Raw genomic sequence first — 13,150 nt, 5'->3', positions numbered from 1 at the left:
CGCGACAGGGTAGTGCGGACGACACGGCCTTGCGGGCTCCCCTCCCCAAATAGAGGGTTTTCCCTACGGGCGCCACGACGGCGCCCGGGCACCCCCGCAGTGAAGCGGGGGTGCCCGGTGGGTCGCTCTGGGGCGAAGGCCCGGCGTCAGCCGTGCTTGGCGCGGCTCGCGGCGCGGGCGCGCTCGCGGGCGTCCAGGTTGACCTTACGGATGCGGACCGCTTCCGGGGTCACCTCGACGCACTCGTCGTCGCGGCAGAACTCCAGGGACTGCTCCAGGGAGAGCTTGCGCGGCGGGACGATCGCCTCGAACGAGTCGGCCGAGGACGACCGCATGTTCGTGAGCTTCTTCTCCTTGGTGATGTTCACGTCCATGTCGTCGGCGCGCGAGTTCTCGCCGACGATCATGCCCTCGTAGACCTCGGTGCCCGGGTCCACGAACAGCACGCCGCGCTCCTGGAGGTTCGTCATCGCGAAGGCCGTGACGGCGCCGGAGCGGTCGGCGACCAGCGAACCGTTGTTACGGGTCTGCAGGGTGCCGAACCAGGGCTCGAAGCCCTCGTGGATGGAGTGGCCGATGCCGGTGCCGCGGGTCTGGGTCAGGAACTCCGTGCGGAAGCCGATCAGACCGCGGGAGGGCACCACGAACTCCATGCGCACCCAGCCGGAGCCGTGGTTCGACATGTTGTCCATACGGCCCTTGCGGACGCCCATGAGCTGCGTGACCGCGCCCATGTGCTCCTCGGGCACGTCGATGGTCATGCGCTCGACGGGCTCGTACACCTTGCCGTCGACTTCCTTGGTGACCACCTGCGGCTTGCCGATGGTCAGCTCGAAGCCCTCCCGGCGCATGGTCTCGACCAGGATGGCGAGCGCGAGCTCACCACGGCCCTGGACCTCCCAGGCGTCGGGGCGCTCGGTGTCCAGGACGCGCAGCGAGACGTTACCGATCAGCTCGCGGTCCAGGCGGTCCTTGACCTGCCGGGCGGTCACCTTGCGGTCCTTGACGGCCGCCTTCGCGTCGGCGCCCTTGCCGGTGCCGCCGCGGCCGACCAGCGGCGAGGTGTTCGTCCCGATGGTCATGGAGATCGCGGGCTCGTCGACCGTGATCAGCGGGAGCGGGATCGGGTTCTCGGGGTCGGCGAGGGTCTCGCCGATCATGATGTCCGGGATACCGGCGACCGCGCAGATGTCACCCGGGCCGGCCTTCTCGGCGGGCTTGCGGGTGAGCGCCTCGGTCATCAGCAGCTCGGTGATGCGCACGTTGGACATCGTGCCGTCGCGCTTGATCCACGTGACGGTCTGGCCCTTGCGCAGCTCGCCCTGCTCGACGCGGAGCAGCGCGATACGGCCGAGGAAGTTGTCGGCGTCCAGGTTGGTGACGTGCGCCTGGAGCGGGGCCGTCTCGTCGTACTCCGGAGCCGGGACGTGCGAGAGGATCGTGGAGAAGAACGGCTCCAGGCTGTCGCTGTCGGCCGGGACGGTGCCGTCCTCCGGCTTGGTCAGCGAGGCCACGCCGTCCCGCGCGCAGGCGTAGACGATGGGGAACTCGATCTGGTCCTCGTCGGCGTCGAGGTCGAGGAAGAGGTCGTACGCCTCGTTGACGACCTCGTCGATGCGCGAGTCGGGGCGGTCCGTCTTGTTGATGCAGAGGATGACGGGCAGCCGGGCCTGCAGCGCCTTGCGCAGCACGAAGCGGGTCTGGGGCAGCGGGCCCTCGGAGGCGTCGACGAGCAGCACCACCGCGTCCACCATCGACAGACCGCGCTCGACCTCGCCACCGAAGTCGGCGTGGCCCGGGGTGTCGATGATGTTGATGGTGACGACCTCGCCACCGTCCTTCGGGTGGTACTTGACGGCCGTGTTCTTGGCCAGGATCGTGATGCCCTTCTCACGCTCCAGGTCGTTCGAGTCCATCATGCGGTCGTCGAGCGATTCGGCGGCGTGCGCGGCGAAGGCACCGGCCTGCTTCAGCATGGCGTCGACGAGGGTCGTCTTGCCGTGGTCGACGTGGGCGACGATGGCGACGTTGCGGATGTCGTGGCGCGTGGCCATATTGCGGCGTACTCCCAGAGTGGTGAGAAGGCCCTGCTGCGTACGTCCGTGTGACGCGGGCCTGCCGGGCTTGACACGCCACGGCCTCACCCCATCGTACGTTGCCTCCCGGGTGGCGGCTTGCCGGGCTCAGTGCCCGGTGGAGCCGGACGACGGCTTCGCGCCCTTTTTCAGGAAGCCCATGTCCTCGTAGACAGGGGTCTGGAATCCGAAGGAACCGGCGTTGACCACGTCCTTCTTCACTGCCGTCAGCTGGGGCCGCTGGTACAGCGGGATGGACCCGGCGGCGGCCCAGATCCGCGCGTCCGCCTTGCGGATCAGGCTCCGGCTCTTGCCCTCGTCGAGTGTGGCGACGGCCTGGTCGAAGAGCTGGTCCACCTGGTCGGTGCCGACCCTCGTGTAGTTCTGCTCGACGTTCAGCGACCCGTCCGCGGCCGGCACCGGTTTGGCGAAGATGGGGCGGGCGTCGGTGGCGGGGAAGGCGGACGCGGGCCAGGAGTACAGCGCGAGGTCGTACTGCCCGGACGCGATGTGGTCCTTGAAGTAGCTCTCGTCGGAGACCTTGGAGATCTCGGTCCGGATGCCGACCTTCTCCAGCATCGCGGAGATCCGCCCGGCCACCGTGCGCAGCGGCCCGGAGCCCGGGCCGGACGGGAGCACGAACCGCAGGGCGAGCGCCTTGCCGTTCTTGGCCAGCACCTTGGTCGCCGCGTCGGCCGGAGCCGCCGTGCCCTTGGGGGCGTACGCCCCCGGCGCGCCGCCCTGCTTCAGCTTGTTCGCGTACTGCTTGCCGTCCTGGGCGAGATGGCGCGGGCCGTCCCCGCTCCGGCGGTGGTCCTTGGGGTCCTTGTCGTCGCTCTTGTCGTCCTCGCCGACGATGTACGTCCCGTCGTCCCCGTCCGCGGTGTCCCGCTCGGCCTTGTGGCCCTCGGTCCCCGCCGCCTTGTCGCCCTTCTTCTTCTCCTTCTCGACCGGGCCGCCGGGCACCCAGCCGGCGTCCGCGAGCAGCGCCCGGGCCTCCTTGGCGTCCTGGCCGCCGAGCGCGCCGCTGTTGTCGGCGTAGGCGTCCTGGCCGGAGAGCGCGAGGTGGCTGCCGACGGGCACGGCGGGCAGCCCGAGCGGCGTGAGGACGACGCCGGCCAGCGCCTTGCGGTCGATGGCGCGGGCCACGGCCCGGCGCACCCGCTCGTCGGCGAGCGGACCGGAGGCGCCGTTGAGGGCGAGCTGGGTGTAGGCGGGCTCCAGGGACCTGCGGATCTCGTAGCCCTTCAGGGCCGCCTGCTCCCGCGCGTAGGCGGCGAGCGCCCTGCGCTTCTTCTGCGAAGCGCTGAGCTCGTCGTCGGCGGCCTCCTCCTTATGGGCGAGGGCCCAGGAGCGCAGGGCGTCGGCGGCTCGAAGGTTGCTGCCGGAGGGGTGGGCCGGCCGTCCGCCCGGGCCCGCGACCGGGCTGCCGCCGGGGGTGGCCGCGGCGCGGGAGGCGAGGCTGATGCGGCCGAGGGCCTCGGGGTCGACCTCGGCGAGCTCGATCGAGCCGGCGGCCAGCGCGGTGGCCCGCTTGTCGCGAGGTACGGCGCGCAGCACGATCTCGCTCAGCTTGGCGGGGTGGCCCCACCAGCGCGGATTGCGGGTGAGGGTGATCTCCTCACCCTTGCGGTCGACCTTCTTCACCTGGAAGGGACCCGCGGTGACCTTGAGCTTCTTGCGCGCGGAGTCGTTGAAGGAGTCCGGGGTGCCCATGACGTCCTTCGGGTACAGCGGCGAGAACAGCGAGCGCCAGTCGGCGTACGGCCGCGCGAAGGTGACCTTGACCTCCAGGTCGTTGGCCCCGCGTTCGATCTTCTCGATGCGCTCGTAGCCGGCGTTGCGGGCGGTCCAGTACGCGGAGTCCTTGCCGGACAGGGCGCGCCACTGGGCGGCGAAGTCGGCGGCGCCGATCTCCCGGCCGTCGCTCCACACGGCCTGCTGGTTCAGCTTGTACAGCACGACCTGCTTCGGCCCGGTCTCGACGACCTTGGCCGACTCCAGGTAGTCGGGGTTGATCTGCGGCCGCCCGTTCGCGTCCAGCCGGTACATCGAGGGCAGGACCGCCTGGGCGACGGTGGTGGTGGTCGCGTCGGCGTCCGCCTGGAAGGTGTTCAGGGTCTCCGGGACGGCGTCCACGGCCCAGTGCAGGGTGCCGCCGTCGGCGACCCGGTCGCGGGCGGCGGGCGCGATGTCCTGCCCCGCGAGCGGCTTGCTCCCCTTGTCCTCGGAACTGCACCCGGAGAGCGCGGTCACCGCGAGCGCGCCCGCGGTGAGGAAGACGACCGAGCGCGTGACCGCGCGCAGTGCGACGCCGTTGTGGGACATCTCTGCTTACCTCCGGGAGCCGCGGGCGTTATGATCACTTTTGGCGGTATATGGAGCTGATCACATCTATTGCGGCCACTGAAGAGGAAAGGGTTCGGCAACGGACGGCGACACGGCGACAACGACCGGGAAGCCCACCCGTGCGGCGCAATCGACGGCGCACGAGGGGCGCGCACGGAGGCAGACGATCCGCCAATCCATGCACGTCCCTTCACACCGGCAGGTGTGACGCGCAACACTCGCAGGCGCATGACCGTTCCCGTCCAGGGCATCCCCGCCCACGGAAGTGAGGTCACGTCATGTCCGTGAACGACGAACTTTCAGCGGCTCAGCGCTCGCTCGACGAGGTGCTCAGGTATGTCAAGCGCCTGGAGCAGCAGCTGGGCAGCGGCGGTCTGGAGATGCGCCGTGTGCGGATCGACGCCGACCGCCTGCGCGAGAGCCTCGCGCTGCTGAGGGAGACCGACCCGGCGCTCGCCAAGGCCCGCCGCCCGGATCTCGTCTCCATCTCCGACACCCCGTACGACAACACCCTGTGGACGGACTCGGACGACGAGGGACTCGGCGCCCGCGACCGCCGAGCCCCCTGACCCGACCGGAGTCAAGCGTTGGCCACTGGTACGGAACCTCCCGACACCGAATCCCATACCGTGAGCGGCGGCGTACGCACCGGTACGCGCGCCGCGATCGACGCCCCGCACCTGCGCACCGACCGCTGGTGGCTGGCGCCCGCGGCCACGGCCGCGGGGCTGCTCGCCTTCATCGTGTACTCGACCTGGCGGGCGTTCGCCGACACGGACTACTACGCGGCCCCGTATGTCTCGCCGTTCTACTCCCCCTGCCTGGCCGAGCGCTGCGCGCCCATGCGCCACGGCCCCAACTGGGAGCTCTTCGGCAGCTGGTGGGGCATCTCCCCCGCCATCATCATCCTGATCTTCCCGCTCGGCTTCCGGCTGACCTGCTACTACTACCGCAAGGCCTACTACCGGGGCTTCTGGGCGTCCCCGCCGGCCTGCGCGGTGGCCGAGCCGCACAAGAAGTACACCGGTGAGACCCGCTTCCCGCTGATCCTGCAGAACATCCACCGGTACTTCTTCTACGCCGCGATCGTGGTCGCCGGCATCCTGACGTACGACACCGTGCTCTCGTTCCGCAACGAGAAGTACGAGTGGGGCCACATGGGCCTCGGCACCCTGGTGTTCCTGGTCAACATCGTGCTGATCTGGGCGTACACGATCTCGTGCCACTCCTGCCGGCACATCGTGGGCGGCAAGCTCAGGCATTTCTCGAAGCATCCCGTGCGCTACAAGGCCTGGCAGTTCGTCGGGAAGCTCAACGCCCGCCACATGCAGCTGGCCTGGGCCTCACTGGTGAGCGTGGCGCTCGCCGACTTCTACGTCTATCTCGTCGCGTCCGGCGCCTTCGATGATCCGAGGTTTTTCTGATGTCCGTGGTCGACCGCCAACAGTGGGACGTCGTCGTGGTCGGCGCGGGCGGTGCCGGACTGCGGGCCGCCATCGAGGCCCGCGAGCGCGGTGCCCGTACCGCCGTGATCTGCAAGTCGCTGTTCGGCAAGGCGCACACCGTGATGGCCGAGGGCGGCATCGCGGCCAGCATGGGCAACGCCAACTCGCACGACAACTGGCAGGTCCACTTCCGCGACACCATGCGCGGCGGGAAGTTCCTCAACCAGTGGCGGATGGCCGAGCTGCACGCCCAGGAGGCTCCGGAACGGGTCTGGGAGCTGGAGACCTGGGGCGCCCTGTTCGACCGCACGAAGGACGGCCGGATCTCCCAGCGCAACTTCGGCGGCCACGAGTACCCACGCCTCGCCCACGTCGGCGACCGCACGGGCCTCGAACTGATCCGCACCCTCCAGCAGAAGATCGTCGCGCTCCAGCAGGAGGACAAGAAGGAGACCGGCGACTACGAGTCCCGCCTGAAGGTCTACCAGGAGTGCACGGTCACCCGGGTGCTGAAGGACACAGCGTCCGACAGCGGCTCCGCCGCGGGCCGCGTCTCCGGTGTCTTCGCCTACGACCGTGAGACCGGCCGTTTCTTCGTCCTGGAAGCCCCGGCCGTGGTGATCGCGACCGGTGGCATCGGCAAGTCCTTCAAGGTGACGTCGAACTCGTGGGAGTACACGGGAGACGGGCACGCGCTGGCGCTGCTGGCCGGAGCGCCCCTGCTGAACATGGAGTTCGTTCAGTTCCACCCGACCGGCATGGTCTGGCCCCCGTCGGTGAAGGGCATCCTCGTCACCGAGTCGGTGCGCGGCGACGGCGGGGTGCTGCGCAACTCCGAGGGCAAGCGGTTCATGTTCGACTACGTCCCGGACGTCTTCAAGGAGAAGTACGCCGAGTCGGAGGAGGAGGGCGACCGCTGGTACGAGGACCCGGACAACAACCGGCGTCCCCCTGAGCTGCTGCCCCGTGACGAGGTCGCCCGCGCGATCAACTCCGAGGTGAAGGCGGGCCGCGGCTCCCCGCACGGCGGGGTGTTCCTCGACGTGTCCACGCGTATGCCCGCGGAGGTCATCCGCCGCCGGCTCCCCTCGATGTACCACCAGTTCAAGGAGCTGGCCGACGTCGACATCACGGCCGAGCCGATGGAGGTCGGGCCGACCTGTCACTACGTGATGGGCGGTGTCGCGGTCGAGTCGGACACGGCGGCGGCGCGCGGGGTGCCGGGACTGTTCGCGGCCGGTGAGGTCGCGGGCGGTATGCACGGCTCGAACCGGCTCGGCGGCAATTCCCTGTCCGACCTGCTGGTCTTCGGCCGCCGGGCGGGCTGGCACGCGGCGGAGTACGCGACCGCTCTCGCGGCGGCACGTCCGCCGGTGGACGAGGTCCAGGTCGACGCGGCGGCGGCCGAGGCGCTCAGGCCGTTCTCGGCGGAGGGCACCGAGCCCGCCGTAGGACCTCCGGAGAACCCCTACACCCTCCACCAGGAGCTCCAGCAGGCGATGAACGACCTGGTCGGCATCATCCGCCGCGAGGGCGAGATGGAGCAGGCCCTGGAGAAGCTCGCGGATCTTCGGGTACGGGCCCGGCGGGCCGGGGTCGAGGGGCACCGGCAGTTCAACCCGGGCTGGCACCTCGCGCTGGACCTCAGGAACATGCTGCTGGTCAGCGAGTGTGTGGCCCGGGCCGCGCTGGAGCGGACCGAGTCGCGGGGCGGGCACACCCGCGAGGACCACCCGGCGATGGACCGCAAGTGGCGCAACATCAACCTGCTGTGCCAACTGGCCGACCCGACGGGCGGGTTGGCGGCGACCGATCCCGTCCGGGGCCAGATCGACCTCACCCGCGAGACCACCGACCCCATCCGCGCCGACCTGCTCGCCCTCTTCGACAAGGAGGAGCTGGTCAAGTACCTCGCCGAAGAGGAGCTGTACGAATGAGCGGCTACACGGCCCACTTCAAGGTGTGGCGGGGTGACGTGAAGGGCGGCGACCTGGAGGACTTCAAGGTCGAGGTCAACGACGGCGAGGTGGTCCTGGACATCATCCACCGCCTCCAGGCCACCCAGGCGCCCGATCTCGCCGTCCGCTGGAACTGCAAGGCGGGCAAGTGCGGTTCGTGCTCGGCGGAGATCAACGGGCGGCCGAGGCTGATGTGCATGACCCGCATGTCGGTCTTCACCCCGGAGGAGACGATCACCGTCACTCCCCTGCGCGCCTTCCCGGTGATCCGGGACCTGGTCACGAACGTCGGCTTCAACTACCAGAAGGCGCGCGAGGTCCCGGCGTTCGTGCCGCCCGCCGATCTCGGTCCCGGCGAGTACCGGATGATGCAGGAGGACGTGGACCGCTCGCAGGAGTTCCGCAAGTGCATCGAGTGCTTCCTGTGCCAGGACACCTGCCATGTCGTCCGCGACCACGAGGAGAACAAGCCGGCCTTCGCGGGCCCGCGCTTCCTCATGCGGGTGGCGGAGCTGGACATGCACCCGCTGGACGCGGCCGAGGAGTCCGGCCTGGACCGCAAGAAGACGGCCCAGGACGAACACGGCCTCGGCTACTGCAACATCACCAAGTGCTGCACGGAGGTCTGCCCCGAGGGCATCAAGATCACGGACAACGCGCTGATCCCCCTGAAGGAAAGGGCCGTCGACCGCAAGTACGACCCGCTGGTGTGGTTGGGATCGAAGATCAGGAGGAGGTCTTCCTAGCCCTGCGCGGCTTCAGGGCCCGCCGCTGGACTCCGACCGTCGGCACCAGCACCGCGAGAACCACCAACGTCTCGTGCACGCCGATCATCGTCGCACGAGCTCCAACACCCTGACCAGGTTGTACTCCGCGATCTCCCGCATCCGCCGTTCCGGGTTCGGGAAGTCGCCCTCGATCAGGCGTGGCGTCTCCCTCTCCGACTCACCGTCCCCGTCCGCTCTCCGTACCCCCGCCCGTCCCACCCCGCTCGCGCCCCCGCATTCCGCCCCATACGCTCCGAAACGTGACGTCATCCTTGATACGGGGTCGACCGCGGCGGGGCCGCTCGCACATATCCGTGCGGGTGGCGCATGCCCTGCTGGGTGTGGTGGCCGGGGTCGTGTGGCTGGTGCTGCCGTGGATGACGATCAACGACGACCCCCCGGTTGCGGGCGCCCGGGTCAGCGCCTCCGCCCCGGCCGCGGACGAGTCCTCCGGCACCGACCTCGTCCTGCCGGTCGCCGTCCTCGTCGTGGTGGTGGCCCTCGCCGTGTACGCCTCGGTCCGCCGGATACGGCGCACCCGCAGCCGTACGACACCGGCGGCCGCCGGCACGACCCACGTCGGCGCGTACCCCTCCCCCGCGGCCCCGCCCCCGCTCGCCGACCTCGACGACCGCTCCCGGGCCGCGCTGATCGGCGCCGACAACCGGCTGCGCACCCTGCGCGAGGAAATCGCCTTCGCCGCGGCCGGGGCGGGTCCCGAGGAGATGGCCCCCTTCACCAGGGAGGCCGCGGCGGCGGAGGCCGAACTGGCGGCGGCGTGCGCGATACGGCGGCGGTACGAGGAGGGCGTACCCGAGGAGGCGGCCGCCCTCGCCGGGGTGGTGGGCCGCTGCGAGGAGGCCGAGCGGCGACTGACCGGCGCGGCGGAGGGCTTGAGCGCCCTGCGGGGACTGGACCGCGACCCGGCAGCGGCCCTGGCGTCGGCCGAGACCCGCTTCCGCGAACTGACCGCCCGCACGGCCGGGACGGACACCGCGCTCACGGACGACTCCGTCACCGGGTACCTCGAACTGGCCAAGGACAGCCTGGTCACCGCCACGGTCCACCTCAACCAGACCCACCAGGCCACCGCCTCGGACCGGCCGGAGGACGCGGCCCAGCACCTTCGCGCGGCGGAGACCGCGATCGCCCGGGCGGACGTGCTGGTGACGGCCATGACCCGGCTGCGTGAGGCGCGCACCGAGGCCGTCCGGCTGATCCCGCCCGCCCTCACGGGCGCGGAGGCGGAACTGGCCCCCTTCCGTGACGGCACCGCGTACGAGGGCGAGACCTACGCCCGGCTTCTGCACGCCGACGCGGTCCTGGCCGCCGTACGACAGGAGACGACGTCCGGTCAGCCGTACGACCCGCTCGGCGTCCTGCGCCGGATCGTGCACGCGGCCGCGCCCCTGGCGACCGGCCGGTCCGGAGTGCTCCCGGTGGCCGCGCTACTGGTCGCCCGGGAGTCCGCGGCCGCGGCGGACGACTATGTCACCGTCCACCGCGAGGCGGTCGGTGCCGCGCCCCGCGTCCTGCTGTCGCAGGCGCGACTGACCGACGATCTCCCGCGGGCCGACGCCCTCGCCCGCGAGGCGCGCGACCTCGCCGAACGGGACGTACGGCTGCGCGGGCACCCCGCCTAGAACAGGCTCAGCAATGCCTCCGCCGGGTCCACCATGCCGTTCTCCCCGTCCGGCAGCGGCAGTTCGAACCACACCGTCTTGCCGCGCGGAGTGCGCCGGGATCCCCAGGCCGCGCTGAGCAGGCCGACCAGTTGCAGACCCCGGCCGCCCTCGTCGGTGTCGCGGGCGCGCCGGCGGCGGGGCTGGACGAGGCCGGCGTCCCAGACCTCGCAGACCAGGGTGCGGTCCAGCAGGAGCCGTAGCCGGATGTCGCCCTCGCCGTACCGCAGGGCGTTGGTGACCAGTTCGCTGACCAGGAGTTCCGTGGTGTCGACCAGCGGTTCCAGACCCCAGCTCAGCAGCTGGCTGCGGGCGTACTCGCGGGCCCGGCCCACGCTGCGGGGCTCGCGCGGCAGCGTCCAGTCTCCGACCGAGTCCGCGGGCAGGCCCTGGACACGTGCCATCAGGAGCGCGATGTCGTCCTCGCCGTGATGGGTGTCGAGGGTGTTGAGGACGTGGTCGCAGACGTCCTCCAGCGGGGCGGAGGGGTCGGTGAGCGCTCCTACGAAGGCCTGGAGTCCTTCGTCGAGGGGGTGATCGCGGCTTTCGACCAGTCCATCCGTGTAGAGCGCGAGCAGGGCGCCTTCGGGTAGTTCGACCTCGACCTCCTCGAAGGGCTCGCCGCCGACGCCGAGCGGCATGCCGGGCGGCACGTCGAGCATCAGGGCGTCCTCGCCGGGTTCGACCAGCACGGGCGGCAGGTGGCCCGCGTTGGCGAAGGTGCAGCGGCGGGTCACGGAGTCGTAGACGGCGTAGACGCAGGTCGCGAGGTACACCTCCAGGAGGTCCGCCTCGCGGGGGCGGCGGGCCGCGCGGGTGGCCTGCTGGACCCCGCCGGGGGCGCCCAGGCCGCGGGCGATCTCGTCCAACGCGGAGAGGACTTCGGCCGGTTCGAGGTCCAGGAGGGCCAGGGTCCGGACGGCCGAGCGCAGTTCGCCCATCGCCACCGCTGCCCGCAGACCGCGGCCCATGACGTCGCCGACCACCAACGCCGTGCGGTGTCCCGGCAGTTCGATGACGTCGAACCAGTCGCCGCCGACCTCGCTGGGACGGTCCGCGGAGGAGTTGCCGGGCAGATAGCGGCAGGCGATGTCCAGGCCGGAGGCGACCGGGTCGCCGGGCGGCAGCAGGGACCGCTGCAGTATCAGCGCCCGCTCGTGCTCGCGCCGGTACAGGCGCGCGTTGTCGATGCAGACCGCCGCCCGCGCGGCCAGCTCCACCGCGAGATCCCGGTCCCGGTCCCCGAACGGCTCGCTGCCCTTCGTCCGGGAGAACTGCGCGAGTCCTACGACGGTGTCGTGGGCGACCATCGGCACCGCGAGCGTGGACTGCACGAGGCCGCCGTCCTCGGCCGGGATGTACTGCGGGCGGGCGGTGCGCAGGGCGTCCGCGCAGGGCGAGTTGAAGGGGTAGTGGTGGACCGCGCCGACCGAGACGGGGTCGCCGGAGCCGGCGAAGGGGGCGTCGGAGACCGCGCTGGCGAAGGCGACCCGGCGCAGTTCGGCGCTGCCGTCGGCGAGCCCGGGCGGGGTCTCGTCGCCGGCCAGCAGGCCCTGGTAGAGGTCGACGGTGGCCAGGTCGCAGAAGCCGGGGACGACGACGTCGAGGAGTTCGCGGGCCGTGGTCTCCAGGTCGAGCGAGTTCCCTATGCGGGCCCCGGCCTCGTTCAGGAGGGCGAGGTTGCGGCGGGCGGCCGCGGCCTCGCGGGCAGCGGCGCGGCGGGCGGTGATGTCTGTTCCCAGCCAGGCGATGCCGATGGGCCGGCCGGACCCGCTGCGCACCCGGTACAGGTTGATGGACCAGTGCCGGCGCTCGTCGGAGCCCGGAAGAAAGCCCGTGACGTGCATGTCCGTGATCGAGTCGCCGGTCTCCAGGACCCGGCGCAGGGTCGCGATGACCCGCTCCGCCTCGGGGCGCGGCAGATAGTCGTGGACGCCCTTGCCCCGGTGGTCGTCCGGGCTGCCGCCGAACAGGGAGGCGAAGCGGTAGTTGACGCGGCGAACCCGCAGGTCGGGGTCGATCAGCACAAACCCGAAGGGAGATTGACCGAAAATCGCCTGCGAGGCGGCGAGGTCGGTCTCGATGCTGCGCAGGGTGCGCACATCGACGACGATGCAGACGGCGGCCTTCTCGCCCTCCTCGGTCCGCGTCGGCATGACGTAGACCTCGGCGAGACCCTCCCGGCCGCACTCGCCGTCGGCTGCCGACGGGGGCACCCGGAAGGGGACCACACCGGTCCACTCGCGGCCGTCCAGGATCTCCGCCATCTTGCGCTGGCCCTGCGCACGCAGGTCCGAGTCGATGAAGGCCTCGATGGGGTCCATGCCGACGGCGTGCTCGGCGGGGATACCGAAAAGCTGCTCGGCGCGCAGGCTCCACTGGTCGACCAGGCCGTCGGGGCCTATGGAGAAGGACGCGACCTTGATGTAGTCGTAGATCGAGCCGGGCGGGCTGCTCTGCCACATGGCGTCACCGGACGGTCCGTCACCGTGACGGCCCTGTGCCACGGCAGCATCCGCGGCCTCCGCCCTCGCGCCGCCCGACGGGTCCTTCGACTCCGTGGCCTTCGCTGGTATCTCGCTCACGCGAACCGTCCCCTCCAGCTCACCGCGTCCGGTACCGGTCACCGGGGGCGGCTGCCCGCAGTATCCAGCACTACGGCGCCGCACAACACGGTGTTCACGATCACAGCACGATCCCGACGGTTTTCGGTCCGCACTGCGACAACACTTCCAGTCTTCTAACCAGCGGACACGACGTCGAATCACGTCTGCCGACAACCGCCACTGGCCTGAACCAGTCAATGGACAGCGGGAGGGGTGCCGTACAGCGATTCCTGACGCTCTCGGCCTTCTCCACCGCGATCAGATCCTG

General features: G+C 70.8%; 8 protein-coding genes. 5 read left to right on the top strand and 3 right to left on the bottom strand.

The features are described from left to right. Positions 1 to 146: 146 nt before the first annotated feature. Together typA and H293_RS0120380 are read right to left on the bottom strand one after the other, a co-directional pair. Positions 147 to 2,054 carry a translational GTPase TypA gene (typA, locus tag H293_RS0120385; RefSeq protein ID WP_020119702.1) on the bottom strand — a complete coding sequence of 636 codons (1,908 nt, stop codon included), beginning with the start codon at positions 2,052 to 2,054 and terminating at the stop codon, positions 147 to 149. Between the two features lie 129 nt (positions 2,055 to 2,183). Further along, positions 2,184 to 4,403 carry an ABC transporter family substrate-binding protein gene (locus H293_RS0120380; protein ID WP_020119701.1) on the bottom strand — a complete coding sequence of 740 codons (2,220 nt, stop codon included), beginning with the start codon at positions 4,401 to 4,403 and terminating at the stop codon, positions 2,184 to 2,186. A gap of 299 nt (positions 4,404 to 4,702) precedes the next feature. On the opposite strand from H293_RS0120380, the gene H293_RS0120375 reads away from it, so the two are divergent. From H293_RS0120375 to H293_RS0120350, 5 genes are all read left to right on the top strand, one after another. After that, positions 4,703 to 4,993 (top strand): hypothetical protein, encoded by a 291-nt coding sequence (locus H293_RS0120375; protein WP_020119700.1) that lies wholly within the window; start codon positions 4,703 to 4,705, stop codon positions 4,991 to 4,993. A gap of 18 nt (positions 4,994 to 5,011) precedes the next feature. Next, positions 5,012 to 5,848 carry a hypothetical protein gene (locus tag H293_RS0120370; protein ID WP_028808033.1) on the top strand — a complete coding sequence of 279 codons (837 nt, stop codon included), beginning with the start codon at positions 5,012 to 5,014 and terminating at the stop codon, positions 5,846 to 5,848. Continuing rightward, a complete protein-coding gene (locus H293_RS0120365; protein ID WP_020119698.1) occupies positions 5,848 to 7,806 on the top strand; it encodes a fumarate reductase/succinate dehydrogenase flavoprotein subunit in 1,959 nt (652 codons plus the stop codon). Before H293_RS0120370 ends, H293_RS0120365 begins: the two co-directional genes overlap by 1 nt. Continuing rightward, positions 7,803 to 8,573: a succinate dehydrogenase/fumarate reductase iron-sulfur subunit gene (locus tag H293_RS0120360; RefSeq protein ID WP_020119697.1), complete on the top strand. Its 771-nt coding sequence runs from the start codon at positions 7,803 to 7,805 to the stop codon at positions 8,571 to 8,573. Before H293_RS0120365 ends, H293_RS0120360 begins: the two co-directional genes overlap by 4 nt. 341 nt (positions 8,574 to 8,914) lie before the next feature. Further along, the gene (locus H293_RS0120350) at positions 8,915 to 10,237 is read left to right on the top strand and encodes a hypothetical protein (RefSeq protein ID WP_259294500.1); all 1,323 of its coding nucleotides are present in this window, start codon (positions 8,915 to 8,917) and stop codon (positions 10,235 to 10,237) included. Here the strand turns inward: H293_RS0120350 and H293_RS0120345 are convergent. Then, complete coding sequence (locus H293_RS0120345) at positions 10,234 to 12,861, bottom strand: SpoIIE family protein phosphatase (RefSeq protein WP_020119694.1); 2,628 nt, start codon at positions 12,859 to 12,861, stop codon at positions 10,234 to 10,236. The two genes, H293_RS0120350 and H293_RS0120345, sit on opposite strands and share 4 nt — an antisense overlap. Between the last annotated feature and the right edge of the window lie 289 nt (positions 12,862 to 13,150).

It is taken from the genome of Streptomyces canus 299MFChir4.1 (assembly GCF_000383615.1).
GTDB lineage: Bacteria > Actinomycetota > Actinomycetes > Streptomycetales > Streptomycetaceae > Streptomyces > Streptomyces canus_C.
This window is presented reverse-complemented; position numbering and strand designations above follow the sequence as displayed.